Origin of the sequence: Inquilinus limosus (genome assembly GCF_051487185.1) — a bacterium.
Lineage (GTDB): Bacteria > Pseudomonadota > Alphaproteobacteria > DSM-16000 > Inquilinaceae > Inquilinus > Inquilinus limosus_F.
Genome location: NZ_JAHVDK010000002.1, coordinates 311,472 through 338,470 on the forward strand (window position 1 = coordinate 311,472; position 26,999 = coordinate 338,470).

A 26,999-nucleotide genomic window follows, 5' to 3' on the forward strand; every position below is an offset into this window, starting at 1 on the left:
TGAGGTTGATGAAGATCGCGCTCATGCTGGCGGGGCTGCTGCTGTCGGCGCTGCCGGCGGCGGCCGAGCCGGTGATCCTGCGCTTCTGGGTGGCCTGGGACCCGGCCCAGCCCGACGCCAAGGCGATGCAGGCCCAGATCGCTGCCTTCGAGCAGGCGCATCCGGACATCAAGATCGAGACCCAGAACATCGCCTATGGCGCCCTGCACGACAAGCTGATCACCGCCGTGGCCGGCGGCGATGCGCCGGACATCTCCTGGGGCCTGCCGGAGTGGTTCGGCGAGCTGTACCGGATGGGCGCGCTGCTCGACGTCACGCCCTATGCCGCCGACTGGCCGGACCGGGAGCAGATCTATCCCAACGTGCTGGAGGCGCTGACCATCGACGGCAAGCAGATGGCGATGCCGCACTATCTCGGCATCCGGGCGCTGCTCTACCACGAGGAGACTTTGAAGAAGGCCGGGGTCGCGGAACCGCCCAAGACCTGGGACGAGCTGATCGCCGCCGCGGCCAAGGTCAAGGCCGCGACCGGGCAGTACGGCTTCGGCATCGCCGGCACCGGCGTGCGGGCGCCGCAGGAGCTGATCATGTACCTGGCCCAGAACGACGTGGCCATCGTCCGGCGCCAGCCCGACGGCGGCTACAAGAATAGCTGGGCCGACGACCCGGCCGAACTGGCGCGGGCCACGGAGGTCTTCGCCTTCTATCGCCGCCTCCTGGACGAGGGTGCGATGCAGCCCGAAGCCGCCGGCTGGGGCTGGGAGGAGGAGGACAGCAACTTCGCCCTCGGCAAATACGCCATGGTGATCGACGGCGCCTGGATGCAGTCGCGCGCCCAGCAGAACCCGCAGACCATGGCCGATGTGAAGGTGGCGCCGCCGCCCTTCAAGCTGAAGCCCGCGACCTTCTTCGAGATCAACCCGATCTACCTGTTCAAGTCGACCCAGCATCCGAAGGAGGTCTGGACCTTCGCCGCCTTCATCGCCGGTCGCGACTATCAGGCCGCGGGGCGGTCGACGACCTCGGTGCGCAAGGACGTGGTCAGCCCCGGCGTATGGGGCGAGGGCTTCACTTCGCTGGCCCCGACCGGCGTCGTCTTCCCGCCGGTGGCGCTGGGCCAGATCACCCGGGCGATGGAGGAATCGATCGGCCGGGTGCTGCTGAAGAAGGAGGACCCGGCGGAGGTCGCCGCCTGGCTCGGCAAGCAGGTCAACCGCGCCCTGCGCCAGTCCGGCGAGCTGAGCTCGTCGTAGGGTGACGACGGAGGGGATCGGAAGCATGAAGGCCGCCGCCGAAGCCGCAGCGCGGGCGCCGATCCTCCCCGTCCGGGCCGCGGGCCGGGTGCCGACCCGCGCCGCCCGGATCCGGCGGACCGCGCTGGTCTTCCTGGCCCCGGCCGGAATCCTGTTCCTGGTGCTGGTCGCCTATCCGCTGCTGCGGGTGCTGTGGGACAGCCTGCACTACGCAAACCTGGTCAACCCGTCGGCTGCCGGCTTCGCCGGCTGGGACAACTACCTGACCGTCTGGGAGGACGGCGACTTCCTGCCGGCCCTGTGGAACACCGCGGTCTGGACCGGGCTGTCGGTCGCCGGCGAATATGCGCTCGGCCTCGCCTCCGCCATCGCGCTGGCCCAGCCGGTACGGTTCCGGGCGATCTTCCGCGGCCTGATCATCATCCCCTGGGTGATCCCGATCGCCGTCGCCGGGCTGAACTGGACCTGGATGCTGACGCCGGATTACGGGATCCTGAACATCTGGATGGTCAAGCTCGGCCTGCTCGACGCGCCCTATCCCTGGCTCGGGCAGATGGACACGGCGCTCTTGACCGTGACCTTCGTCAACATCTGGCGCAGCTATCCCTTCTACACGCTCAGCCTGCTGGCGGCGCTGCAGGCGATCCCGCGCGAGCTGCACGAGGCCGCGGCCGTGGACGGGGCGGGGCCCTGGCGCCGCTTCTGGGTGATCACCCTGCCGCATTTGCGCGCCGTGTCGCTGACGCTGATCTTCATCCACATCGTCTGGACCGCGATCAATTTCGACTTCATCTGGGTGATGACCGAAGGCGGCCCGCTGAACGCGTCGGAGACGCTGCCGATCATGATCTACCAATACGCAATGCAGGATTTCGACGTCGGCGCCGCCTGCGCCGTGGCCTCGATGTCGATGGCGTTCCTGGCGACCCTGTTCTTCGTCTACCACTACGGCGTCGCCCGGCGCCGGCGGGAGGGCTGAGCCATGGTCGTCGGCGCCTCCCAGCGGTCGCTCCGCGGCCTCCTGACCTACGGCACGCTGGTCCTGTTCGCCGTCTACAGCCTGTTCCCCTTCCTGTGGATGGTCGACACGGCGCTGAAGCCAGTGGAGGAGGTGCGCAGCGCCGATCCCGGCTTCTGGATCGACAACCCGACCCTGTCGAACTTCGCGCGGGTGCTGCTGGACAGCGAGTTCCTGACCTATTTCCGCAACAGCCTGATCGTTGCCGCCGGCTCGACCATCCTGACCATCAGCATCTCGGTGTTCTGCAGCTACGCGCTGAGCCGCTGGGCCTATCTGCCGCTGTCGCGCTTGATCGGGGGCGCGCTGCTGCTGTCGCAGATGATTCCCGGCGTGCTGCTGCTGGTGCCGCTCTACATCCTGATGCAGCGCCTCGGCCTGCTGTCGACCTATGCGGCGCTGATCATCGTCTACTGCACCTTCACCATCCCGCTCTGCACCTTCATGCTGAAGGGCTTCTTCGATGCCGTGCCGCGCGAGCTGGAGGACGCGTCGGAGATCGACGGCTGCTCCCGCACCGGCTTCATCCTGCGGGTGCTGCTGCCGGTCTCGGCGCCCGGCATCTTCGCCACCGCGGTCTTCGCCTTCGTGACGGCGTGGAACGAGTTCATGTTCGGCTATGTGCTGATCAACAGCGATGCGCGGCGGACCCTGACCCCCGGCATCATGCTGTTCAAGGGCGCGCATCTGACCGACTGGGGCGGGCTGATGGCGGCCTCGGTGCTCGCCGTGGTGCCGATCGCGCTCGGCTTCGTCTATCTCCAGCGCTTCCTGGTGGAGGGGCTGTCGGCGGGGGCGGTGAAGGGCTGACGGTTTCCGGGAGAGGAAACTGTTGTTGTCATCATCGTCGGCTTCGGATAGTTTCCGTATGAGGAAACTGTTGGGTGAGGCATGCAAGCCCTCGACCGCATCTTCGTCGCTCTGTCCGATCCCAACCGGCGGGGCATGGCCGAGCGCCTCAGCCGCGGTCCGGCAACGGTCAAGCAGCTGGCCGAGCCGGTGGGAATGCGGCTGCCCTCGGCGGTGAAGCACCTGCGGATCCTCGAGGACAGCGGCATCGTCGTCTCGCGCAAGGCGGGCCGCGTACGCACCTACAGCCTGCAGCCTGCGGCCCTGACGGTGATTGCCGACTGGGTGCGGGACCGCGAGGCCGCCCTGAACGCAGCCTTCGACCGCCTGGAGACGGCGATGCGCGAAATCCCCGAAGAGGAGACCGGGCTATGACACCGACCATCGACCATTCGACCTTCGTCGTCGAGCGCGACCTGCCCGGCAGCCCGGCGCATGCCTTCCGCTTCTGGGCGGAGCCGGAATTCAAGCGGCGTTGGACCGACTGCCACCCCGACTGGGCGGTGCTGGAGGACCTGTTCGATTTCCGGGTCGGCGGAGTCGAGGCCAAGCGCTGGCGCACGCCCGAGGGGCACGAGCAGACGTTCCGGGCCCATTACCTCGACATCGTGCCTGGGCAGCGGATCATCTACGCCTATGAGATGAGCTTCCGCGGCCAGCGGGTCTCGGCCTCGCTGGCGACGGTCGAGCTGTTTCCGGCCGGCGCGCGGACGCGGATGAAGTTCACGGAGCAGGTGGCGTTCCTCGCCGGCGGCGACGTCGCCCGCCGCCAGCGCGTCGGTGGCACCGAGGCCGCCTTCGACGGGCTGGTCGAGGCAATCCGGCAGGATCTCCGCCTCTAGCCGTTCGGCCCGGGCCTTCAGCAGCTACTCAGGACGACGCCGTCCTGCCTGCCGGACCGGATATCGGGGCGGCGTCCTGATGCGCGTCCCGATGGCCGGCCGGAACCGTTTGCGGGAAGCGCATCGCGATGTGCAGGCCCGGCGCGTTGTCGGTCAGCGTCAGCGTCGCCCGGTGCATCCGGGCCACGGCCGAGACCAGGGACAGGCCGAGCCCGGCGCCCGGGGCGCTGCGGCTGGCGTCGAGCCGGACGAAGCGGTCCAGCACCCGGCCGCGCGCCTCCGCCGGAATTCCGGGGCCGGTGTCGCGGATGCTGAGGATCGCGCCGTCGCCGTCGCGCCGGATGGTGAGCGTGATCCGTCCGCCCTCCGGCGTGTACTTGGTCGCGTTGTCCAGCAGGTTGGCCGTGGCCTGGGCCAGCAGATGGCTGTTGCCGGGCACGGTGACGCCCGGCTCGATCTCGGTCGCCAGGGTCTGGCCTTTCTCCTCCGCCACCGGGCCGTACAGCTCGCCGGCATCGGCGGCCAGGGCCGACAGGTCGATCGGGCTGAAGCGGTCGCGCACCGCCCCGGCCTCGGCCAGCGCAATCTCCAGGAGGGCGTTGAACGTGCCGAGGATGCCGTCGGCCTCGCGGATCGCGTCCTCCATCGCCCGACGATAGCCGTCGGCGTCGGTCTCGCTCATCAACGTGAATTCAAGCCGGCTGCGCAGCCGCGAGATCGGGCTGCGCAGGTCGTGCGCAATGTTGTCGGCGACGCCTCGCATGCCGGTCATCAGCCCATCGATCTGGTCCAGCATCGCGTTCAGGCTGGTGGCCAGGCGATCGAACTCGTCGCGGTTGCCGCGCACCGGCATGCGCCGGGTCAGGTCGCCCTGCAGGATGTCCTCGGTGCCGCGGTTGATGCCCTCGATCCGGGCCAACAGGCTGCGGCTCATCAGGATGCCGCCGGCGATGCCCAGCGCCGCGGTCAGGATCAGGCCGCCGATCAGCGCGTCGGTCATCAGCTTGGTGAAGTCGGTGCGCTCGGTCATGTCGCGCCCGACCAGAAGGTGGAAACCGCCGGCCAGGGTGAAGGTGCGTGCCCGCGCCACCTGGGGCTTGGCGTCCCCGCCGGCATCGGTCGCGATCAGGAAATCGACGACATTGTCCTGGTTGCCGCGTGCGATCGGAGGCCAGGACGTCAGGTTGCCTTCGATCCGGTTGTAGTTGCGGTCGGCCAGGAGATAGATGCCGCGCCGGCCCGGGGCGGCCGAGCTGCGCTCGCGGATGATGCGCACCAGGCCAATGAGGCCGAACTGCCGGTACTGCTCGTCCAGGCCGACGATCTCGGCCTGGATGGTGTCGTCCGTCTGCGAGCCGATCACCCGCACCGTCTGCCAGTACACGAATCCCAGCACGCCGGCGACGGACACCCCGAACACCAGCATGTAGATGATCGCGTAGCGGAAGGTGGAGCTGCGAAGGACCCTAATCAGGTGCACGGAGGCAGTATCCAGCGCCACGCACGGTCTGCAGCAGCGGCGTGTCGAAGTCCCGGTCGATCTTCTGTCGCAGCCGGCTGATGTGGACGTCGATCACGTTGGTCTGCGGATCGAAGTGATAGTTCCAGACATTCTCCAGCAGCATGGTCCGGGTGACCACCTGGCCGGAATGGCGCATCAGGTACTCCAGGATCTGGAACTCGCGCTGCTGCAGGTCGACCTTGCGGCCGGACCGGGTGACCGTGCGCGACAGCAGGTCCATCTTCAGGTCGCCGATCTGCAGCTCGGTCTGCGCCGCCGCGGGCGCGGCGCCGCGGCGCAGCAGCGCCTCCAGCCGGGCCAGCAGCTCGGTGAAGGCGTAGGGCTTGGTCAGATAGTCGTCGCCGCCGGCGCGCAGGCCGCGGACGCGGTCGTCGACCTGGCCCATGGCGCTGAGGAACAGCACCGGCGTCTGGTTGCCATTGCGCCGGATCGTCTCGACGATCAGGAGGCCGTCCATGCCCGGCAACATCCGGTCGACGATCATCGCGTCGTAGGTCTCGCTGGTCGCCAGGAACAGGCCCTGCGGCCCGTCCGGGGCATGGTCCACGACGAATCCGCTCTCCCGCAGCCCCTTGGTCAGGTACTGCGCGGCCTGGGCATCGTCTTCGATCACAAGGATTCGCATGATCGTAACTTTACGCGGAGCGGGGGGCGTTCGGAAATGACAAGCGTGTCATGGCCGGCCCATGCTGCGGTTAGATTTTGTCGCCCGGGGCGGCGTTCGGGCGGGTCAGGATGTAGAGGATAAGGATCGCGAACAGCGCCGCCACGATCCCGACCACGACGCGCGAGTGCACCGCGATCACCACGAGCGCCAGGCTGGCGCCGAGGCTGACCACCGCCAGCAGCTTGGCCCAGGGCGGGATCGCGCCATGCCGCTCCCACGCCTGCAGCGGCGGCCCGAAGCGCCGATGGGTCAGCAGCCAGTTGTGCAGTCGCGGCGAGGAGCGGGCGAAGGCCCACAACGCCAGGATCATGAAGATCGTGGTCGGCCACAGCGGCACGAACAGGCCGATGATGCCGGCGACGACGCAGAGCGTGCCGAACAGCTGCAGGACCAGGCGCAGCGTGGTCGGCCCCAGTACGCCGATCCTGTTCAGGTCAAACCGCGGCATGGCGCTTCGTCCGTCCCGGCAGGGCAGCGTCCAGGATCTCGGCCGGCACGCCCTGCACCGCGATCCGGCCCTCGGCCATCAGCACGGCGCTGTCGGCCAGGCGCAGCAGCGCCGGACGGTGGGTGATCACCAGCGTGGTGCGGCCGGCGGTCAGCCGTTCCAGCGCCTCGATGATCTGGGCCTCGGTGTCGGCGTCCAGCCCCTCGGTCGGCTCGTCCAGCACCAGGATCGGCGCGTCCTTCAGGATGCAGCGCGCCAGCGCGATGCGCCGCGCCTGGCCGCCGGAGACCTGGACCCCGGCCTCGCCGACCCAGGTGTCGAGGCCGCGCGGCAGCGCGGCGACCCAGGCGGAGAGGCCGGCGGCCTCGACCGCCGCGGCCAGCCGGTCATCGCCGGCATCCGGGTCGCCGATCAGCAGGTTGTCGCGGATGGTTCCGGCGAAGATCTGGCTGCGCTGCGACAGATGGGCGACGCGGCGCCAGATCTCGGCCTGCGGCAGGCGACGCAGCTCGACGCCGCCGAGCGTGATCGCGCCCTCATCCGGGTCGCGGAAGCGCAGGATCAGGGCGGCCAGCGTGCTCTTGCCGCTGCCGCTGGGGCCGACCAGGGCCAGCCGCCCACCCTCGGGAAGCTCCAGGTCGATGTCGTGCACCGCCGGTCGGTCGCCGGCCCGGTAGCGATAGGACACGCCGGACAGGGTGATGGCGTTCCCCACCGGTGCCGCGGCCGGCGCTTCCGGATCGCGCACCAGCGGCGCCAGCTCGGCGAAGTCGAGCAGCCGGCGGGCGGCGGCGCGGGTGCGGCCGAGATTCTGGAAGGCGAGGGGCAGGGGCACCAGCGCGTCGAACAGCGCCAGCGCGCCCAGCATCATCAGCGCCACCGCCGGGCCGGGCAGGGTGCCGGCGGCGACGCCGGCCACGCCCAGCGCCAGGATCGCCAGCGCCGCCAGCTGCCCGGCCAGGCCGGACAGCGCGGTCGAGACACCGGAGAGGCGGGCCATGCGCCGCTGCGCCGCCATGAGATCCTCGTTCTCGGCCAGCACCGCCTCGGCGTGGCGGCCGTCGGCCTGGTAGACCTTCAGCTCGGCCAGGCCCTGCACGCCCTCGACGATGCGGGTGCGCAGCCGCGCCGTCGCCAGCGCGATCGCCCGGCCGGCGGGGGCGCCGATCCGGCCCATCGCCCAGGGCAAGGCGATGCCGACCAGGAGAGCCAGCGCCACCACGATCGCCGCCGCGGCCGGGTCCAGCCACAGCAGCACGCCGCCGACCAGCAGCACCGCGACCACGGCGACGACCGCGGGGACGATCACCCGTAGATAGACGGCGTCGAGCGAATCGACGTCGGCGGTCATGCGGTTCAGCAGATCGCCGCCGCGCTGCTCCTCCAGCCGCGCCGGGGCCAGCGGAATGGCGGCGCGGAACAGCCAGACGCGCAAGCCCGCCAGGAAGCGGAAGGTGGCGTCATGCGTCACCAGCCGCTCGGCGTAGCGTGACCCGGTGCGCAGCACGGCGAGGCCGCGGATGCCGGCCGAAGGGCTGGCGAAATTGAAGGCCACGGCGGTTGCCGCCGCCGCGCCGGCCACGGCCGAGGCGGCGATGAACCAGCCGGACAGCACCAGCAGGCCGAGGCCGGCGAGGGCGGTGACGATGGCAAGCAGCAGGCCCAGCGCCATCTTCCGCCGCTGCGGCCGCGCCAGGCGCAGGATGGCGAGGAGGGGACGGTCGGGCCGGTGCATTATGCCGCCTCCGCCTGCACCCGGCCCTGGTCCAGCAGGATCCGGCGGTCGGCGATTGCCATCGCGGCCGGGCTGTGGGTGGCGACGATCACGGTGCGGCCCCGGGCCAGGCGGCGGACCTGTTCCAGGATCTCCGCCTCGGTGTCGCGGTCGAGCGAGGCGGTCGGCTCGTCCAGCAGCACCAGCGGCGCGTCCTTCAGGAAGGCACGGGCCAGGGCGACGCGCTGGGCCTGACCGCCGGACAGGCCGACGCCGCGCTCGCCGACCGGCGTGTCCAGGCCCTGCGGCAGCGTCGCCGCGAACTCCGTCACCCGCGCCTCGGCCGCGGCGCGCTCGACTGCCGCGTCGTCGGCGTCCGGCCGGCCCAGCCGGATGTTGTCGCGCAGCGTGCCGTGGAACAGCACCGGCGCCTGGCCGATCCAGGCGATGCGGCGGCGGAGATCCTCCGGGTCGATCTCGGCCAGGTCGACACCGTTGACCAGGACCCGGCCGGCGTCCGGCCGGCGGAAGCCCAGCAGCAGCGACAGCAGGGTCGACTTGCCGGCCCCGCTCATGCCGACCAGCGCCACATGATCGCCGGGGCCGATCCGCAGGCTGGCGCCGCGGATGGCGCTGCGGGCGCCGCCCTCGAAAGCGACCGAGACATTGTCGAAGACGATCTCGAGATCGCCTTCCGGCATCGGCCGGGCGCCGCCGGGGGCCGCGTCCGGTGCATCCAGCACCTCGGCCAGCCCCTCGGCGGCGCCGATCGCGGCCACCCGGTCGTGGTAATAGGCCGCCAGCATGCGCAGCGGCTGGAAAAAGTCGGGTGCCATCAGCAGCACGAACAGGCCGCTGAACAAAGTCAGATGGGGTGCCGTGCCCCAGCCGATATGACCGAGCAGGCCCAGCCCCACATAAGTGGCGACGATGGCGACCGCGACCGAGGCGAAGAACTCCAGGCTGGCCGAGGACAGGAAGGCGATGCGCAGCACCCGCATGGTGCGGTCGCGGAACGCGTCGGCGGCGAGCGCGATGCCCTCGACCTCGGCCTCGGCCCGGCCGAACAACCGCAGCGTCGCCAGGCCCTGCAGCCGGTCGAGGAAGTAGGCGCTCATCCGCGCCAGGGTGCGGAACTGGCGTCGGCTCTCATCCGCCGCCTTCATGCCGATCAGCGCCATCAGCAGCGGCACGAAAGGCCCGGCGATGGTCAGGATCACGCCCGACACCCAGTCGACCGGATACACCGCGGCCAGGATCAGGATTGGAAGGATCGCCGCCACCCGGCTCTGCGGCAGGAAGCGGGCGTAATAGCCGTCCAGCGCCTCGATCCGCTCGATCAGCGTGACCGCGAGGTCGCCGGTCTGCCGTTCCGCCCGCCAGGCGGGCCCCAAGGCGTGGACGCGGTCGAGGATCTGCCGCCGCAGCCGGGTCTTCACCTGCGTCGCCGCCACGGCGCCGAGCGCTTCCCAGGCCCAGGCGGCGCCGGCGCGCAGCAGCATCGCCGTCAGCAGCGCCGCGAACAGCGGCCAGAGGGCGGAGAGCGTCGCCCCCTCCATCACCGCGCGCTGCAGGATCCAGGCGATCAGCCCGGCCTGGGCCACGCCGCACAGGCCCTGGGCGATCCCGGCCGACGCGGTCAGGCCGATCGGCCCACGCGCCAGCCCGGCCTGCCGCTTCAGCCAGCGGCCGGCGGCGCGGTCGTCGATCTGACCGGACGAGGACGGGCGGGGCGGGGTCGGGGCCAAGGGATTTGTGCTCCAGAAGCTGCCAAGGCGAGGTAGGGCGGCGATCCGGTCCGGTCAACGGCACGAAGTGAAGCAGCTCTTTCGCGCCGGCGCGAAGGATCGATCCGCAGACGATAGCGTCATCCCGACCTTCCTCCCCCTGTTCCTTCGGCCGAGTTTCCCGGCCGGGCGCTATCGCCGGCGTCGCCTCACGCCCGGCTCTTCGCCGCGATCTCGTAGACGTCGCGCGACAGGTCGGGCGCCGCCAGGATGCGGTCGAGCTGGGCCTTCATCGCCGCCTGCCGGCCGGCATCGTGCCGCTGCCAGCGGCCGAGCGGCACCAGGATGCGCGCCGCCAGCTGCGGGTTGGGGCCGTTCAGCGCCAGCACCTGGTCGGCCAGGAAGGCGTAGCCGGAGCCGTCCGCGGCGTGGAAATGCAGCGGGTTGCTCATCGCCAGGCTGGAGATCAGCGACCGCGCCCGGTTCGGGTTGCGCAGGGTGAAGGCCGGGTGGCGGGTCAGCGCCTTGACCGCGTCCAGCGTGCCGGGGAGGGCGGAGGTCGCCTGCAGCGCGAACCACTTGTCGACCACCAGCGGCTCGTCCCGCCATTTCTCGTAGAACGCGTCCAGCGCCTGCTTGCGCTCCGGCATGTCGCGGTCGCGCAGCACGGTCAGCGCCGCCAGCACGTCGGTCATGGTGCCGTCGGTCCGGGCCTGGGCCAGGACCAGGCCGGTGGTCTCGGCATCGGCCTCCGAGAGGCCGAGATAGGCCAGGCAGGCGTTCTTCAGCGCCCGCCGGCCCATGGCGGCGGCGGAGACGTCGAACGGCCCGCGGTCGTCATTGGCCCGGTAGACCGCCAGCAGCCGATCGCGCAGCGCTGCGGCGATCGCCAGACGCGCGGCCTCGCGCACCGCATGGATGCCCTCGACATCGATCACCGCCATCTGGTCGGCGAGGAAGGATTCGCTCGGCAGCACCATCGCCTCGGCGACGAAGGCGGCGTCGAGCGCCGGGTCGTCCAGCAGCCGGCCGACGGCGGCGGCGAAGTCCGGATCCAGCCTCCATTCCCGTCCGGCCTTGCGGGCGGCGACGCCGTCCAGCAGCAGCTGGGTCGCCAGCTGCTGGCCGGCCTCCCAGCGGTTGAACGGATCGCTGTCATAGGTGAACAGAAAAGCCAGCCGCTCGCGCGGCTGCGGCGCCAGCTTGATCGGCGCGGAGAAGCCGCGGAACAGCGACGGCACCGGCCGCTCGGCCAGCCCCTCGAAGTCGAAGCGCTGGCGGGCCTCGGTCAATGACAGCACCCGGGTGCCCGGCGCGGCCTCGGCCTCGCGCGAGAGGCGCACCGGCAGGTCTTGTCCCTTCGCGTCGAGCAGGCCGAGCGCGACCGGGATGTGTAGCGGCTGCTTGTCCGGCTGGCCCGGGGTCGGCGGGGTGGACTGGCCGAGGGTCAGGCTGTAGCGGCCGGCGGCGGCATCCCATTCCTCCTCGACCGTGATCTCGGGCGTGCCGGCCTGGGAATACCAGCGGCGGAACAGCTTCAGGTCGACGCCGCTCGCATCCTCCATCGCCGCGACGAAGTTCTCGCAGGTCGCGGCTTGGCCGTCATGGCGCTGGACGTAGAGGTCGATGCCCCTCCGGTACCGTTCCGGCCCGATCAGGGTGTGGATCATGCGGATGACCTCCGCCCCCTTCTCATAGACCGTCGGCGTATAGAAGTTGTTGATCTCGATATAGCTCTCCGGCCGGATCGGATGGGCGATCGGGCCGGCATCCTCCGGGAACTGGATGGCGCGCAGGCGGCGGACATCGGCGATGCGCTGCACCGGCCGGCTGTTCATGTCGGCCGAGAATTCCTGGTCGCGGAAGACGGTCAGCCCTTCCTTCAGCGACAGCTGGAACCAGTCGCGGCAGGTGATGCGGTTGCCGGTCCAGTTGTGGAAGTACTCGTGCGCCACCACGGATTCGACGCGCTGGTAGTCGCCGTCGGTCGCGGTCTCGCGGCTGGCCAGGACCAGGGCCGTGTTGAAGATGTTGAGGCCCTTGTTCTCCATCGCCCCCATGTTGAAGTCGGAGACGGCGACGATCATGAACAGGTCGAGATCGTATTCCAGGCCGTAGACCTTCTCGTCCCAGGCCATCGATGCCTTCAGCGACCGCATGGCGTGGCCGACCTTGGCCTCGTCGCCCCGGCGGGTGAAGATCTTGAGCGCGACCTGGCGGCCGGAGCGGGTGGTGAAGCTGTCCTCGACCGCGACCAGGTCGCCCGCCACCAGGGCGAACAGGTAGGACGGCTTAGGGAAGGGGTCCTCCCATTTCGCCCAGTGCCGGCCGCCCTCGGCATCGCCGGCCCCGACCGGATTGCCGTTGGACAGCAGCACCGGATACTTCGCCTTGTCGGCGACGATGGTGGTGGTGTAGCGGGCCAGCACGTCCGGCCGGTCGAGATAATAGGTGATGTGGCGGAAGCCCTCGGCCTCGCACTGGGTGCAGAAATTGCCGCCGGAGGTGTAGAGCCCCTGCAACGAGGTGTTGTTCTGCGGCTCGATCTCGGTGGTGATCTCGAGGGTGAAGGCGTTCGGCAGGCCGGGCAAGGTCAGATGCTCGGCATCCACCGTGTAGCGGTTGGCGCCCAGTGCCTCGCCGTCCAGGGCGGCTCCGGTCAGTTTTAGCCCCTGGCCGTCCAGCACCAGCGGCGCCGCCGGGTCGGAGGCCGCCGGGTTGCGCCGCATGGTCAGGCGTGACCGCACCGTGGCCCCGTCCTCGCGCAGGTCAAAGGTGAGGTCGACCGTGTCGATCAGGAAGCCGGGCAGGCGGTAGTCGGCGAGGCGGATGGTGCGCGGGGCGCTGGTGGAATCGGTCATGGTCTCGATCGGTCGCTGAGGCGGTTGAGTCCGTTCTAGAGGGTTCCGGCCGTGGGCGGAAGGATGGGGTCGTTCCTCTCCCGACGCTGTGTCGCGGGGGCGATCGCCGGCTGGAATAGGTGGCTATGTTTGAGGCTGGAATTTATGCCGGGACAGGATTACTGTCGCCTGCGAGTCGGCCCCGTGATTGCGGCGACGGCCCGGTTCGGTCGGGCGTTGCTGATCTCATCCCGGTGATTTTGTCGGGGTCGGATAGATAAAGAAATATCTGTTTTCGTATAAAAATAGATGATTGGGAGAATCAACAATGGCCGATCCGATCCCGACAATTCTCGACCTCAGCGACTATGTCATCGGCCCGGACGGGGCCGGCGCGACAATTTACTGGGAGTATGGCGATCCGATATGGCCGGTAGTGGTTAGTCGGAGTCAGCATTTATTGTTCAATGGAACGGATACGACTATAGGATATTTAACTGGTTGGTATAGTTCCTATGATTTCAGCTATCATGAATCCGATACTGGAATCTACAATTTTATTCTGACGAACGGAAATGACAACGCCTCGGGCAGTACCGTGTACGGCTTGGGCGGCGACGACATCCTGTCAGGCTCCTTCGTCGACGGGGGTGACGGTAACGACGCGCTGCACTCGGGCGGCACCATGATCGGCGGCAACGGCGATGATGTGATGCGCGGCACCGGCGCGGCCAACACCCTGATCGGTGGCGATGGCATCGACACTGCCGACTACAGCTATTATTCCGGCGTGACCGTCGACCTCGCGGCCGGGACGGGGCGCAGCAGCGACTGGCTCAGCAGCATCGAGAATGTGTCCGGCACGAACGCAGCGGATGTCCTGATCGGCAACGGCGCCGCGAATGCGCTGACTGGCTGGGGCGGGGACGACGTGCTCGCGGGCGGTGGCGGGGCCGATGTCCTGACCGGCGGAGACGGCGTCGACACGGCCGACTACAGCGGCTCGGGCACCGCGGTGTCGGTCAATCTGGCGACCGGCGCGGCCTCCGGCGGACATGCCCATGGCGACGTGTTGACCGGGATCGAAGGTTTGCGCGGCAGCGCCTTCGCCGACGTGCTGACCGGCAGCGCAGGCAACGATGTTCTCGACGGCGGCGCCGGGGCCGATACGCTGGCCGGCGGCACCGGAACCGACACGGTGACCTTCGCCAGGGCCGGTGCCGGCGTGACCCTCAGCCTCACGACCGGCCATGGCACCGCCGGTGATGCCGCGGGCGACAGCTACAGCGGCTTCGAGGCCGTCGTCGGATCCAATTACGCGGACGGCATCACCGGAGACGCCGGGGTGAACCACCTCGAAGGTGGCGCGGGCAATGATGTGCTGCAGGGGCGCGGCGGCGCCGACACGATCATCGGGGGCGACGGCTTCGACCTGGCGGATTACCGCGACTCCACGGCGGCCGTGACCGTCGACCTGGCCTCCGCCGCCAACACCGGTGGCGATGCCCAGGGCGACATCCTGATTGAGATGGAAGCTGTGCGCGGGTCGGCCTTCAATGACCGGCTGACCGGGGATGGCGCTGCCAACACGCTGTGGGCCGAGGCCGGCAATGACACGCTCGCCGGCGCGGCGGGAGACGACAGCCTTTATGGCGGCGCCGGGACCGACGCCCTCTCCGGCGGCGACGGCAATGATGCGCTGATCGGGGGGCTTGGCGCCGACGCCTTGACCGGCGGGGCCGGCATCGACGTCGTGAACTACTCCGCGGCGGCCGCGGCCGTGGCGCTGAACCTCGCCACCGGCGGCACCGGCGGCGAGGCGGCGGGGGACACCTTCAGCGGGGTGGAGAATGTGCAGGGCTCCGCCTATGCCGACACGCTCACCGGCGATTCCGGGGCCAATGCGTTCTGGGGGCTGGCCGGAAACGACGTGCTGGTCGGGGCCGGCGGGGCCGACGCGCTGAAGGGCGGGGCGGGGGCAGATACCTTCGCCTACAAGGCCGTGGCGGACAGCACCGCCTCGGCGCGGGACGCCATCAACGACTTCTCGCATGCCGAGGGCGATCGGATCAGCCTGTCCGCGATCGACGCCGACGGCAATGCCGGCAACGGCGAAACCGCCTTCACCTTCCTCGGCGCCGGCGCCTTCACCGGGGCCGGGCATGAGCTGCGGGTTGTCGTCAGCGGCGGCGCCCAGATCGTGCTGGCCGACCTGAACGGCGACAAGGTGGCGGACATGCAGATCCTCGCCGTCACCGCCACCGCTCTGACATCGGCGGATTTCGTGCTCTGACCGGTTTCGGTCCCGGGCGGCACCGCCCGGACATGCGGGCATTCCTTGAAACGATTATTGACGGGGAGCGGCAATGACGACCGTGACGGGCACGAGCAGCAATGATTTTCTCGAAGGCGGCGACGGCGGCGATCTGATCATCGGCCTAGCCGGGGACGATACGCTGATCGGCGGCAATGGCGACGACGTGCTGCGCGGCGGCGCGGGTCGCGACGTGCTGGTCGGCGGCAACGGCATCGACACGGCCGATTTCAGCGACCTGGCCGGCGGCATCACGGTCGATCTGCGCGGCTTCACCACCGACGGTGACCGCCTGAGCGATATCGAGAACGTGATCGGCACCGATTCAGCCGATGTGGTGACCGGTTCGTCCGGCGGCAATGTCCTCGATGGCAGAGGCGGTGACGACAGGCTCGTCGGTGGAGCCTCCGGCGCCAATCTCCTCTATGGCGGAGACGGTGACGACAGGCTGATCGGCGGAGACTCGGCCGACACGCTCGACGGAGGCAGCGGCGCCGACCAGCTGTTTGGCGGAGACGACGCCGACAGCCTGTCGGGCGGCGACGGCAACGACCTGCTGGGCGGTGGCAAGGGGGCGGATACGCTGTCCGGCGGCAACGGCATCGACATGGCAGACTATTCGGCCGCCGCGGCTGCCGTGACCCTGGACCTCAAGGCCGGCACCGGGACGGCCGGGGACGCCCAGGGCGACCTGTTCAACAGCATCGAGCAGGTGCTCGGATCCGCCTTCGACGACCGTCTCACCGGCGATGACGGCGCGAACCTCCTCACCGGCTCGGGGGGGAACGACACCCTCTCCGGCGGCGGCGGCGTCGATCAGCTGGATGGCGGAGACGGCGACGACAGCCTGTCGGGCGGCGACGGCAATGATCAGCTGATCGGGGGCAAGGGGGCGGATTCCTTGTCCGGCAGCAGCGGCGTGGACCTCGTGATCTACACCGCATCCGCAGCGGCCGTGGCGATCAATCTGGCGACAGGTGTCGGGACCGGCGGCGATGCGGCCGGTGACACCTATTCGGGAATCGAGAACATCCGCGGCACCGCCTTTGCGGACGCGCTGACCGGCAACGCGGCGGCCAATGCGCTGAACGGCGCCGCCGGCGACGATCTTCTGGCCGGCGGCGCCGGCGCGGACTACCTGACCGGCGGCGATGGCATCGACACCGCGGATTACCGGTCGTCCGCGGCAGGCGTCGCCGTCAATCTGGCGACTGGCACCGGAACCGGCGGCGATGCCCAGGGCGACGGGATGAGCGGGATCGAGTCGGTGCTGGGCAGCGCCTTCGCCGACACGCTGACCGGCGATGCGGGCGCCAACACCCTCACCGGCGGGGCCGGCGCCGACAGGCTGTCCGGCGGCGACGGCACCGATACCTTGATCGGGGGCGCGGGGGGCGACGCGATCAATGGCGGCGCCGGCATCGACTGGGCCGATTTCAGCGCTTCGGCCGCAGGGGTGACGGTCAATCTCGCGACCGGCCAGGGATCGGCCGGCGACGCTGCGGGCGATACCCTGGCCGGCATTGAGAATCTCCGCGGGACGGTCTCGGCCGACACCCTGGTCGGCGATGCCGGGACCAATGTGCTGGACGGGGCGGCGGGCGAGGACATCCTCCTCGGCGGCGACGGCAACGACGTCCTCTTCGGCGGCGCGGGAGCCGACCGCCTGGACGGCGGGACCGGGACCGACATGGTCGATTACGACGCCGATCCCGCCCACAACACCGTCGGGGTGACGGTCGATCTCGGGGCCGGAGCGGGGTCCGGCGGCAACGCCCAGGGTGACGTGCTGACCGGGATCGAGACCGTCGGGGGCACGGCCTATAACGACACCCTGACCGGCGACACCGGGGCCAACACCTTCTGGGGCCGGGCCGGCAGCGACCTGCTCGACGGCGATTTCGGCAATGACACGCTCTATGGCGAGGCCGGGACGGACACCCTGCGCGGCGGCGACGGCAATGATATCCTCGTCGGCGGCGCCGGCGGCGACGCCGTGGATGGCGGCACCGGCATCGACACGGTGAATTATGCCGGATACTCGACGTCTGTAGTATTGAATCTCGCCACTGGAGTTGCGGCTGACGGCGATACCCTGGTCAGCATCGAGAACGTGTTCGGCTCGGGCTTCGCCGACACCATCCATGGCGATGGCGGGGCGAACGGGCTCTGGGGCATGGACGGGATCGATTTCCTGGTCGGACGCGGCGGCGCCGATGCGCTGAAGGGTGGCACCGGGGCCGATATCTTCCGTTATGACGCGGTCTCTGACAGCACCGCTGCGGCCCGCGACAGCATCAACGACTTCTCTCATGCCGAAGGCGATCGGTTCGACCTCTCGACGATCGACGCCGACGGCAATGCCGGCAACGGCGACACCGCCTTCACCTTCCTCGGCGGCGGCGCTTTCACCGGTGCAGGGCATGAGGTGCGGGTGGTGGTCAGCGGCGGGGTGCAGGTGGTGCTGGCGGATGTGAATGGCGACACGGTGGCCGACATGGCCATCACCGTCATCAGCGCCACCACCCTGGTCGCCGGCGACTTCATGCTTTAGCCGGTCTCGCAGTCCCGGCAAAACGTCGGCGGGTGCGAATCGTCGTGGATCGTCGATGATCGGCCGCAGTCGATTTGATGGTTGAAGTGCCATATAGGAGAATACTATCTGGGGAGGAGAAGATGCCGACCGTTTCCAATGGAATCTTGTACCTCGACGACGATATCTACAGTTATCTGTTCATCGACTATGATCAACAATTTCAGACCTATTATTTCGTTATAAATGGATTGTATTTCGGAGGTATCGCGGGCGTAAGCCGTATCGTTGGGGGCGACAACGCGGTCGAATTCGACGACATCGACATTGGTGGACCGCCGCAAGGCCCGCATGTCGTCTACGGGATGGCCGGCGATGATCGGATCTCCGGGTCGAGCGCGGGGACGGACTATTTGGACGGCGGTGCCGGAAACGACATTCTCAACGGCCGGAGTGCCTCCGACACCCTGGTCGGGGGCGCCGGCAACGATGTCCTACAGGGTGGACAGGGGTCGGATGTGATGGATGGCGGCGAAGGGACCGATACGGCCGATCTGGGATGGATCGGCCAGACCGGATCCGTCTTCGCCGACCTCGCCAATCAGTCCTGCAGCGATGGCGACATTCTGATCGATATCGAAAATCTGATCGGAGGCGCCTTCAACGATACCTTGACGGGCGATGCCGGTGCCAACGTCCTGACCGGCCGTGACGGCGACGATGATCTTTCCGGCGGGGACGGCAACGATACCCTGTTCGGTGGCCGGGGCGCCGACGATCTGATCGGCGGTGCCGGGACGGACATGGTCGACTATCTCGAGCTGAACACCGGGACGACCGGCGTCACGATCGATCTCGGGGCAGGTACGGCTTCGGGCGGCAGTGCGCAGGGCGACGTCCTGAGCGGGATCGAGAATCTCGGCGGCTCCGCTTATGCGGATACGCTGACCGGCGATGCCGGGTCGAACACGCTCTGGGGTCGGGACGGTGCCGATGCGCTGAGCGGAGGGGCTGGCAATGATGCGCTCTACGGCGAGAACGGCGTGGATTCCCTCCAGGGCGGGGATGGCAACGATACCCTGATCGGAGGCTGGGACGCCGACACGCTGGACGGCGGCGTGGGCATCGATGCGGCGAACTACGCCGAGTCCTTCGCCGCGGTCGTGGTGAACCTGGCCGCGGGCGGCAGCTCCGGACCCGGTGCCGGCACCGGCGGCACCGCAGCGGGCGACACGCTGCTCAGCATCGAGAGCGTGCTCGGATCGGCCTTTGCCGACACGATCACCGGAGATGCCGTCGCCAATGGCGTCTGGGGCATGGCGGGCAACGATGTGCTCACGGGCGGCGGCGGGGCCGATGCGCTGAAGGGCGGAGCGGGTGCCGACATGTTCGTCTACAAGGCCGCCTCCGACAGCACCGTCTCGGCCCGGGACAGCCTCAACGACTTCTCGCACGCCGAGGGCGACCGCATCGACCTCGGCGCCATCGACGCCGACGGCAATGCCGGCAACGGCGACACCGCCTTCACCTTCCTCGGCACCGGCGCCTTCACCGGTGCCGGGCATGAGCTGCGGCTGGCGGTCAGCGGCGGGGTGCAGGTGGTGCTCGCTGACCTGAACGGCGACATGGTGGCCGACATGGCCATCGGCGTCGTCAGCGCCACGACACTGGTGGCCGAAGATTTCGTGCTCTGAGAAAGAAAAGGCCGGGCGAGGGGCCACCCCTCGCCCCGGTCTCACCCGAAGAACCCGGTCCGGTGCACCACCGCGGCCGAGACCCGGCGCAGCAAGCCGTAGAGCTGCCGCATCGGCCGGAAGATCCGCTCGTTCTCGAACTGGTAGTTCTGGCTCTCGTCCGAGCGGTAGGTCGCGGCCTCGCCGAAATCGGCCACGGCGATGGTGTCCTCGGTCAGCGGAAAGATCTCCTCCAGCGACTGCACCGCCGACAGCACATCGAGATGCAGGATGCGGGCGATCACCTGCTTCAGCGTCAGGTTGTGCCGGCTGGAGAATTCCGGGATCCGCATCGCCAGCAGGAAGATCTCCTGGATCAGCGCCAGCCGCACGGCGTGCAGCACCGCCAACGCGTCGCGGCTGGCGGGGTCGACGAGCGGCGCCTGGTTGTCGATGCCCTCGAGGCCGTCGCGCAGCAGGATGAAATCCTTGTGCAGGGCGCGGAAGACGCGGCTCTGCCGCTCCCACACCGGCATCGGCTCGAGATGGCCGGACAGGGCCACCATCCGGTCCGCCAGCTCGCGGTCGGCGGTGGCGGCGGCGCGGGTGATCCAGGCGCCGGGGTCGAGCGCGTCGATATAGGCCTTCATCGCCGCCGGGCTGCTGGCCGAGGCGCCGTAGGTGACGATGCCGAGCAGCTGCCGGAATCGCGGCGAGGCGGCGTAGAGCTGGCGGAACCGCTCCGGGTCCTTGGCGATGGCGGCGCCGGCGCCGCCGACGCTGTTGGCCAGCAGGCCGAGCTGCATCAGCACCGCGTTGTGCGGGATGGCGCGCAGCTGCGACGGCATGGCGTGGTCCAGCTCGCTCGGGTCCTCGTGCTGCCGCTTGACCGCGCGGCTGCCGGAGGGGAACAGCAGGTTCGGGCCCAGCGCCTGCAGCAGCACGCCGTAGTCGCGGCTTTGCATCAGCCGGACCTGGAACTCCTTCACCGTGGTGAAGAACTCGCGGATATAGGCGGCCTCGTCGTAGAACGGGTCGTCCCTGGTGTCGTCGATCTCGGGCAGGATGTGCTCGAGGATGCGGGTGACGACGGCATACGCCATGTCGGGATGGGCGAAGTACAGGTATCCGTCACCGCCCTGGAAGCTGACCTCCTGCTTGAAGGCGACGCCCTGGCTGGCCATAAAGGCCCTGGTCGCCGGCGGGTCGACATAGGACAGCCTGTCGGCGATGCCGCCGGGATGACAGCCACGGCCGATCGACTCGCCATGGGTGTCGAAGATCAGCAGCTGCACATCCGGCAGCCCGGCCTTGGCCATCACCCGGATCAGCCTGAGCCGCAGCCGCTCGATCGAGGCGCTGGCCGGGGTCTGGCCGAGATAGCGCCCGGCATCGGAATAGCCGGTCTGGACGCAGACCCGGCCGCGGCGCCGCACATAGTCACGATAGTGCGGGTTCTCCAGCAGCTGCTCGATGATCCGGCTGCCGTTTTCCAGCGCCTTCTCGGTCTCGAACAGGGGCGAGATGTCGACCATCCCGTCGACCCCGAACAGCCGGGCGTAGTAGAGGGCGGTCAGGCAGGTGAAGGCGCTCTCGCTTTCGGCGATCAGGAAGCGAATCGGCGCCGAGCGGTCGTTGTACTTCAGCATCTGCGCCAGCAGCATGAACAGGCGCTTGACCGAGGTGCGCTCCGCCAGCAGCGAGCCGAAATTGACCGTCACCGGCTCGACCGTGTCGAGCAGAGCGTTCACCCGGTCGAGATAGGATTGCCGGTAGCGCGGATCGTTCGGGTCGGACACCATGCCGACCGCCTTGCGGATCGCGTTGTGCACCTGGGTGGCGTTGATCCGCACATGGGTGTGGGCGGCGCCCAGGCCGTGCGTCGCCAACTCGGCCCGCAAGAGGCAGAAGCGGCGTGACAGCCCCGGGTCGTCGGTGCGCTCCAGCGCCCGGTCGACGATCGCGATCAGGCTCGCGGATTCGACCAGGCGCAGCGCCTGGCCGGCATGAATGCGCTGGCTGATGACGCGGATCTGCTCGCGCCCCGCGGCGGAGGCCGGATCGGCCACGGCGAAGGCTGCGACCTCGTCCCGGATCTGGGCGATGGCGAGCGCGATCCGGCTCTCCAGCAGGTCCAGCGTCTCCAAGAGGTCGAGCGCGCCGCGCGGCACCTCGGACCGGATCGCCCGCACCTCCGACAGGTAATGGTCCAGCTGCGCCGCCTGGACCAAGAGGCGCTTATGAAGCGTGTCGGTCCAGCGGATGTCGGAGCGGCCGTCGAGGTCGTAGCCGACCCAGGAGGCCAGCGTGACCAGCCGCGGGGTCAGGCTGCGCCAGTCCTCGGGATAGGCGTCGCGGGCGACGTCCAGCAGGATGCCCCAGGCGCGGGCCAGGGCGGTGCGGGCATTGGCGATGGCCTCGAGCGACAGGGCGTGCTCGCGCGCCAGGCTCAGATCCTCGTCCGGCCGATGCTCGACCGCGGCGGCACGGGCTAGCAAGGCGGCCCTGGCCGGGTCGTCCAGCAGCGCGCCGTCGGCGCTGCGGCCAACCGCCAGCGCCGCCAGATCGGCCATCAGGGCGCCGGACAGGTTGAAGGTCGGGTGGGCGGTGAAGACGGCGCCGAAGGCCTCGCTCTCGACCCGGCGGCGGAAGTCGGCGAAGGGCAGGGTGCGGCCCTCGGCATCCCGGGTCAGGCCCTGGAACAGGGCGCGCAGCCGTGCGTCATTGGCCTCGGGCGCGGTCTCGCCGAGATAGCGGCCCAGCCGGGCGGCGCGGTGGCCGAAGCCTTCGACCGTCAGATGGCCGATCAGCTCCTCGACGTCGCCATAGTCCAGCTTGCCGTCGGCCAGCCGCCGCGACAGCTCCAGCGCCAGGTGCTGGATCGGGTTGGCGAAGGGATCCTCGCGCTGGGACTTCTCGTAGCGCTTGAGAAGTTGCGTCAGCTCACGGGCGAGGGGCATCGTCCGATCCTCCGGCCGAGGCGTGGCTTGGCGCGTATCCGGCATGGTGCCTCCCCGTGCGGCAGCCGCGATGCTGCAACTGCGTTGGGCATCCATGTTGCGCTGCAAAGGGCTTGTCAATCGCTTTGGCGAAGAAATCCGGTCCGCGAACGACAGAAACGAAAGCGGGTGAGTCTCCGCATCGCCTATGGGCTTTCGCCAAAAGCGATTAAGATTCAATAGTTTGTGGCTTGACCCTGAACCAGAAAAAGAAGTGGCCCCGACGCGGGGGGAAGCGCCGGGGCCTTTCTTCGCCTGGGTCCGATCCGCTCGGAGGGGAGGGAGCGTTCGGCCCGGCTGACGGCTTAATTCGATCCCATCGGAAGGATCTTGGCGATGGCTGGGGGGACGAACCATCGCCGGCCGCACTATGGATTTGGTGGCGGACTCGAAATTGTCAAGCAAGCATATGCCAGAAGTGGTGCCGCGACCGTCCGTCGCATACCCGGCTAATGCGCGTCGGCATGGTCCCGGGTGCGGCTGCGGTCGATCAGGTCGTAGCCCCGTTTCAGGGCGGCGCCGGCGCCGATGACGCTGACCACGAACAGGCCAAGCCCGACCCGGTACAACTCGGGCGCCGTCGCCGCGACCAGCCCGACCACGGCCAGGAGGCCGAGCAGGAAGGTCACGGCGAAGCAGGAGTCCGGCTCGGTCGGCAGGAAGGCGCGGCTCGGCCGTTCGTCCCGGGCGTCGAAATGCTGCTTGATCAGCAGCATCACGACGCCGATGCAGGCGACAAACAGAGCGATGCCAAGCACATACAGGTCGTCGCTCTGCGCCCGGGAAGCGCTGACCAGCCCGAGCAGGGCGATGATGGCGGCCGCGGCGGCCGCGTTCAGGCGTCTCATGATCCGTGGTCCGATCGTCTCGCGAACTGCGGCTCACTATCGATATGGCCCCGCCCGGCCGCAAGACGAAGCGCAGGACGGCGACAAAAAAACCTCCCCGCCGGGCGGGGAGGTTCGATGGCATGCGCGCCCTAAGGCCCCTTACCGTCATTGCGAGGAGGCGAAGCCGACGAAGCAATCCAGGAGCCACGCCAAACCGCCCTGGATTGCTTCGCTGCGCTCGCGATGACAATATACAAATTTATCAGTCAGTTACGCGCACTTCTTAAACCTCAGGCGCCGATCTTGCCGCCGCCCTGCTTGGTGATCACCACGACCGAGGGCCGCGGCGGCATGCCGTCCTGGAAGTCGGGCCAGCGGGTCGACGGGTCGGCGAAGGTGCTGGGGCGGCCGAATTCCGGCCATTCCTTGCCGCCTTCGCCCGGGTGCTGCACCGCGACGAAGAAGGTGGTCACGTCCGGCGTCATCAGCGGGCCGCACATCTCGGCCCCGACCGGAACGCGGAAGAACAGCTTGCCGGTGCCGCGGGCCTCGCCCTCGGTCTCCAGCCCCCAGATGCCGTCGGCGCGGCCGCTGTATTTGTAGTTGTTGCCGTCGGTCGAGATCCACAGCCGGCCGTCGGCATCGATCTCGCAATTGTCGGGCGACCCGAACCAGCCGTTCTTGCTGGTGGCGGGGTTGAAGGTGGCCCCGACCGCGGCGACGCTCGGGTCGCCGCACTTCACCAGCAGGTCCCAGGTGCCCGCGGTGGCGGCATGGTCGCCGTCCGCCGGGGTGATCTCGACGATGTGGCCGAACTTGTTCTCCGGCCGCGGGTTGGCGGCGTCGACCTGGTCGGCCTTGCGCCGGTCGTTGTTGGTCAGCATGACGTAGACCTTGCCGTTCACCGGGTTCGGCTGCACGTCTTCCGGCCGGTCCATCTTGGTGGCGCCCAGCAGGTCGGCGGCGCGGCGGGTCTCGATCAGCACGTCGGCCTGGCTCTTGAAGCCGTTGGCCTCGGTCAGCGGGCCCTGGCCGAACACGACCGGCATCCAGGTCACCTTGCCGTCGGCATCGAACTTGGCGACGTACAGCGTGCCTTCGTCCAGCAGGTCCATGTTCGCCGCCCGGTTGTTCGGGTCGAACTTGCCGGCGGTGACGAACTTGTACAGGTAGTCGAAGCGCTGGTCGTCGCCTTGGTAGAAGACGACGCGGCCGTCCTTGTTGACGATGCTCTCGGCGCCTTCGTGCTTGAATCGGCCCATCGCGGTGCGCTTCTTCGGCACCGAGTTCGGATCGGTCGGGTCGATCTCGACCACCCAGCCGAAGCGGTTGGGCTCGTTCGGCTCCTTGACCAGGTCGAAGCGGTCATGGTGCAGGCTCCAGGCGTACTCCGCCTCGCCCAGCCCATAGCGCTTGTAGTTGCGCGCCTCCGGATGGTCATCCTTCAGCTCGCCGCCGAAATAGCCGTTGAAGTTCTCCTCGGCGTGCACCGTGGTGCCCCAGGGGGTGGTGCCGCCGGCGCAGTTGTTGATCGTGCCGATCACCTTGGTGCCGGTCGGGTCGGCCTTGGTCTTGAGGCGGTCGTGGCCGGCGGCCGGGCCGGTGACCAGGAACTCGGTCGAAAGGGCGGTGATGCGGCGGTTGTAGGGGCTGTCCGCCACCACCGCCCATTTGCCGTCGGCGCCGCGCCGGACCTCGATCACCGACTGGCCGTGCGCGGCCATCTCGATGTCGACCTGTTCCTTGGTCAGCTTCGACAGCTCGAACTCGCCCTTCTCGTCGGCGATGCCGGGGAACATCAGGCCGGCGTCGGTGTATTCGTGGTTGATCACCAGCAGGCCGTGATCGCTGCTGTTCGAGCCCAGCGGCAGCGGCACATAGCCGATATAGTCGTTGTTGTAGCCGAACTGCTTCTCCTGGGCGGCGGCGGTCTGGTTCCGCACGTCGAAGGCGGGGGCGCCCTTGATCACCGGGTCGCCCCAGCGGATCAGGATTTCGGCATCGTAGCCCTGGGCGACGTGGTGCTTGGCGTCGACTCCGGCCTCCAGCTCGTCGAAGGCGAAGCGCGTCGGCGCGGTCGCCTGCGCCGGACGGCTGGACAGGAGCGCCGCCGGGCCGACCACGGCGCTGATCGCCGAGACCGCCAGGGCACCGCGCAGCACGCCGCGCCGGCCGAAGCGGGCGTTGATCATGTCGCCCATGGTCGGGTTGTCGGAGAGGTTGCTGCTGCGGTCGTCCTGCTGCTCGAAGCGCTGAACGCGCGACAGGTTGGAATCCTGGTCCATCTCGATCCCCTCTGGGCTGGCTGCCGTGGCGGCGGGCGTGAATCCGGCGGGACCTTACCGATCGGCAATGTTGGATTTGTTTCAGTCCGATGACGGTTCGATGACGGCCGATTATAGCGCAACAGCGGCCGTCGCCCGCCGACAAATTTCCCGGTTCCGGCCCCGTCCCGGCCATGATTCGGGCGGACGATGTCGGCCATGCCCGCGACGGCGGCGCTCACAGGGGGGCTGATGGGCAGGTTACTCACGACCGGATCGCAAGGGGCCGACGTCCGCGCCGTTCAGGACGTCCTGAACTTCCATCTCCGCAACACGGTCCCGCTGCAGGTCGACGGGATCTTCGGACCGAAGACCAAGGCGCGGGTGGAGCAGTTCCAGCGGCTCAACAAGCTCACGGTTGACGGCATCGTCGGCCCGAAGACCTCCGCCGTCCTGTTCGAGGTGACGGTGGTGAAGGCGCAGCTGCTGCTCGTGCCGCGAAGCCTGACCCTGCCGACGATCGGCGCCCGGCCCGGGATCGGGATTCAACCGCCGCGGCTGATCCCGCCGCTGCAATGGCCGGCCCCGCCCGGCCGGCTGATGACCCCGCCGCTGATCCCGGGGCCGAGGCTGACCCTGACCAGCGGGGGTTCGGCGCCGCTGCCGGATCTCAACCGCCCCAGCGTCTTCGATTTCACCCTGACGGTGCCGACGCGGCAGGACCCGGAAGACCCCTTCGTCCGGTCCAGGAAGGCCATCCTCGGCCTGATCGACGACCTGCCGGTCAACTCCAGGTTCCGGGCCTTCCTGGGCTCGCTGGTCCCGGATCCGGTGACGAAGATCAGCAACCCGGACACCGGCTTCAAATGGGGGGTGGGGATTCCGAGCTTCAATCCGCTCGACCCGAACAAGATCAGCGATACCGCCAATGCCGCCTTCACCGTCCGGGTGGCGGGCCGGGAAGGCTCGCCGCTGCCCTTCGTGACCTTTGGCGCCTGGGGCGACGGCAAGGCCGAGCTCAACTACGGCTCCCAGAACGGGCGGGCCGGCTTCACCGTGCATCTCGAGGGCAGCTTCGGCCTCGGCTTCCGCGGCACCTTCTAGCCGGTCCCGGCGGCCGTCGGGGCCAGGCCGACCAGCGCGGCTGCGACGGCCTGGCCCTCGCCGAGGAGCGGGCAGAGCAGGGCGCGCCGGCCGCCCAGCACGGCCTCCACCGGCCGTGCCTCCGCGACCATCCGGGCGATGGCGGCCTCGGCCTCTGGCCCGCCGAGCGGCGTGCGCTCGAGCGGCTGGTCGCCCGGATTGCCGCCCACCGCCTCCTTCACCGCGGTGCCGGCCCACAGCACCCGCGGCGCCGGACCGGCGAGATCGAGCATCAGCAGATGCGGCAGCATCGGCATGATCTCGACCGGGCTCAGCGCGTCGCGATGCGGCGGCCGGCCGCCTTCGGCGCGGCCGTCCCACCAGCCCTGCAGCCGGTCGAAGAAGGCGGGCCGCCCGGTCATC

19 protein-coding genes are annotated in these 26,999 nt (G+C 69.1%); 9 read left to right on the top strand and 10 right to left on the bottom strand.

Annotated elements, in window-relative coordinates; translation table 11 throughout:
* Positions 1–8 precede the first annotated feature (8 nt).
* The 5 genes from KXR53_RS03375 (at position 9) to KXR53_RS03395 (ending at position 3,962) form a co-directional block, all read left to right on the top strand.
* Positions 9–1,253, top strand: coding sequence for an ABC transporter substrate-binding protein (locus tag KXR53_RS03375; protein WP_437373380.1), 1,245 nt, complete (start codon positions 9–11; stop codon positions 1,251–1,253).
* A 25-nt stretch (positions 1,254–1,278) separates the two neighbouring features.
* The gene (locus tag KXR53_RS03380) at positions 1,279–2,232 is read left to right on the top strand and encodes a carbohydrate ABC transporter permease (protein ID WP_437373382.1); all 954 of its coding nucleotides are present in this window, start codon (positions 1,279–1,281) and stop codon (positions 2,230–2,232) included.
* A gap of 3 nt (positions 2,233–2,235) precedes the next feature.
* Entirely contained in the window at positions 2,236–3,081 is an 846-nt protein-coding gene (locus tag KXR53_RS03385) for a carbohydrate ABC transporter permease (RefSeq protein WP_437373384.1), read from the top strand.
* 81 nt (positions 3,082–3,162) lie between these two features.
* Entirely contained in the window at positions 3,163–3,495 is a 333-nt protein-coding gene (locus tag KXR53_RS03390) for an ArsR/SmtB family transcription factor (RefSeq protein ID WP_437373386.1), read from the top strand.
* Positions 3,492–3,962 carry an SRPBCC family protein gene (locus KXR53_RS03395; protein ID WP_437373388.1) on the top strand — a complete coding sequence of 157 codons (471 nt, stop codon included), beginning with the start codon at positions 3,492–3,494 and terminating at the stop codon, positions 3,960–3,962. The genes KXR53_RS03390 and KXR53_RS03395 overlap by 4 nt, the downstream gene beginning before the upstream one ends.
* 28 nt (positions 3,963–3,990) lie before the next feature.
* On the opposite strand, the gene KXR53_RS03400 is transcribed toward KXR53_RS03395, so the two are convergent.
* From KXR53_RS03400 to pepN, 6 genes are all read right to left on the bottom strand, one after another.
* A complete protein-coding gene (locus KXR53_RS03400) occupies positions 3,991–5,442 on the bottom strand; it encodes a sensor histidine kinase (protein WP_437373390.1) in 1,452 nt (483 codons plus the stop codon).
* Positions 5,429–6,109 (bottom strand): winged helix-turn-helix domain-containing protein, encoded by a 681-nt coding sequence (locus KXR53_RS03405; protein ID WP_437373392.1) that lies wholly within the window; start codon positions 6,107–6,109, stop codon positions 5,429–5,431. Before KXR53_RS03405 ends, KXR53_RS03400 begins: the two co-directional genes overlap by 14 nt.
* Before the next feature lie 70 nt (positions 6,110–6,179).
* Positions 6,180–6,599 carry a YbaN family protein gene (locus KXR53_RS03410; protein WP_437373394.1) on the bottom strand — a complete coding sequence of 140 codons (420 nt, stop codon included), beginning with the start codon at positions 6,597–6,599 and terminating at the stop codon, positions 6,180–6,182.
* On the bottom strand, positions 6,586–8,334 hold the full coding sequence (gene cydC / locus KXR53_RS03415; RefSeq protein ID WP_437373396.1) for a thiol reductant ABC exporter subunit CydC: 1,749 nt from the start codon (positions 8,332–8,334) through the stop codon (positions 6,586–6,588). Before cydC ends, KXR53_RS03410 begins: the two co-directional genes overlap by 14 nt.
* On the bottom strand, positions 8,334–10,061 hold the full coding sequence (cydD, locus tag KXR53_RS03420; protein ID WP_437373398.1) for a thiol reductant ABC exporter subunit CydD: 1,728 nt from the start codon (positions 10,059–10,061) through the stop codon (positions 8,334–8,336). Before cydD ends, cydC begins: the two co-directional genes overlap by 1 nt.
* A 188-nt stretch (positions 10,062–10,249) precedes the next feature.
* A complete protein-coding gene (gene pepN / locus KXR53_RS03425; RefSeq protein ID WP_437373400.1) occupies positions 10,250–12,901 on the bottom strand; it encodes an aminopeptidase N in 2,652 nt (883 codons plus the stop codon).
* Between the two features lie 307 nt (positions 12,902–13,208).
* Here pepN and KXR53_RS03430 point away from each other — a divergent pair, with 307 nt between their 5' ends.
* The 3 genes from KXR53_RS03430 to KXR53_RS03440 all read left to right on the top strand — a co-directional run bounded on the left by KXR53_RS03430 (position 13,209) and on the right by KXR53_RS03440 (position 19,421).
* On the top strand, positions 13,209–15,173 hold the full coding sequence (locus KXR53_RS03430) for a calcium-binding protein (RefSeq protein ID WP_437373402.1): 1,965 nt from the start codon (positions 13,209–13,211) through the stop codon (positions 15,171–15,173).
* Positions 15,174–15,246: 73 nt separating this feature from the next.
* Positions 15,247–17,748, top strand: coding sequence for a beta strand repeat-containing protein (locus KXR53_RS03435; RefSeq protein WP_437373404.1), 2,502 nt, complete (start codon positions 15,247–15,249; stop codon positions 17,746–17,748).
* A 122-nt stretch (positions 17,749–17,870) separates the two neighbouring features.
* Positions 17,871–19,421, top strand: a complete 1,551-nt coding sequence (locus KXR53_RS03440) for a calcium-binding protein (RefSeq protein ID WP_437373406.1) — start codon at positions 17,871–17,873, stop codon at positions 19,419–19,421.
* 41 nt (positions 19,422–19,462) lie between these two features.
* Here the strand turns inward: KXR53_RS03440 and KXR53_RS03445 are convergent, their stop codons facing one another.
* From KXR53_RS03445 to KXR53_RS03455, 3 genes are all read right to left on the bottom strand, one after another.
* A complete protein-coding gene (locus KXR53_RS03445; RefSeq protein ID WP_437373408.1) occupies positions 19,463–22,360 on the bottom strand; it encodes a phosphoenolpyruvate carboxylase in 2,898 nt (965 codons plus the stop codon).
* A gap of 488 nt (positions 22,361–22,848) precedes the next feature.
* Positions 22,849–23,247, bottom strand: a complete 399-nt coding sequence (locus KXR53_RS03450; protein WP_437373410.1) for a hypothetical protein — start codon at positions 23,245–23,247, stop codon at positions 22,849–22,851.
* Positions 23,248–23,519: 272 nt separating this feature from the next.
* Positions 23,520–25,514, bottom strand: a complete 1,995-nt coding sequence (locus tag KXR53_RS03455; RefSeq protein WP_437373412.1) for a PhoX family protein — start codon at positions 25,512–25,514, stop codon at positions 23,520–23,522.
* Between the two features lie 198 nt (positions 25,515–25,712).
* Here KXR53_RS03455 and KXR53_RS03460 point away from each other — a divergent pair, with 198 nt between their 5' ends.
* Entirely contained in the window at positions 25,713–26,597 is an 885-nt protein-coding gene (locus tag KXR53_RS03460) for a peptidoglycan-binding domain-containing protein (RefSeq protein WP_437373414.1), read from the top strand.
* Here KXR53_RS03460 and KXR53_RS03465 read toward each other — a convergent pair.
* The gene (locus tag KXR53_RS03465) at positions 26,594–26,998 is read right to left on the bottom strand and encodes a hypothetical protein (RefSeq protein ID WP_437373416.1); all 405 of its coding nucleotides are present in this window, start codon (positions 26,996–26,998) and stop codon (positions 26,594–26,596) included. The two genes, KXR53_RS03460 and KXR53_RS03465, sit on opposite strands and share 4 nt — an antisense overlap.
* Position 26,999: the final 1 nt, after the last annotated feature.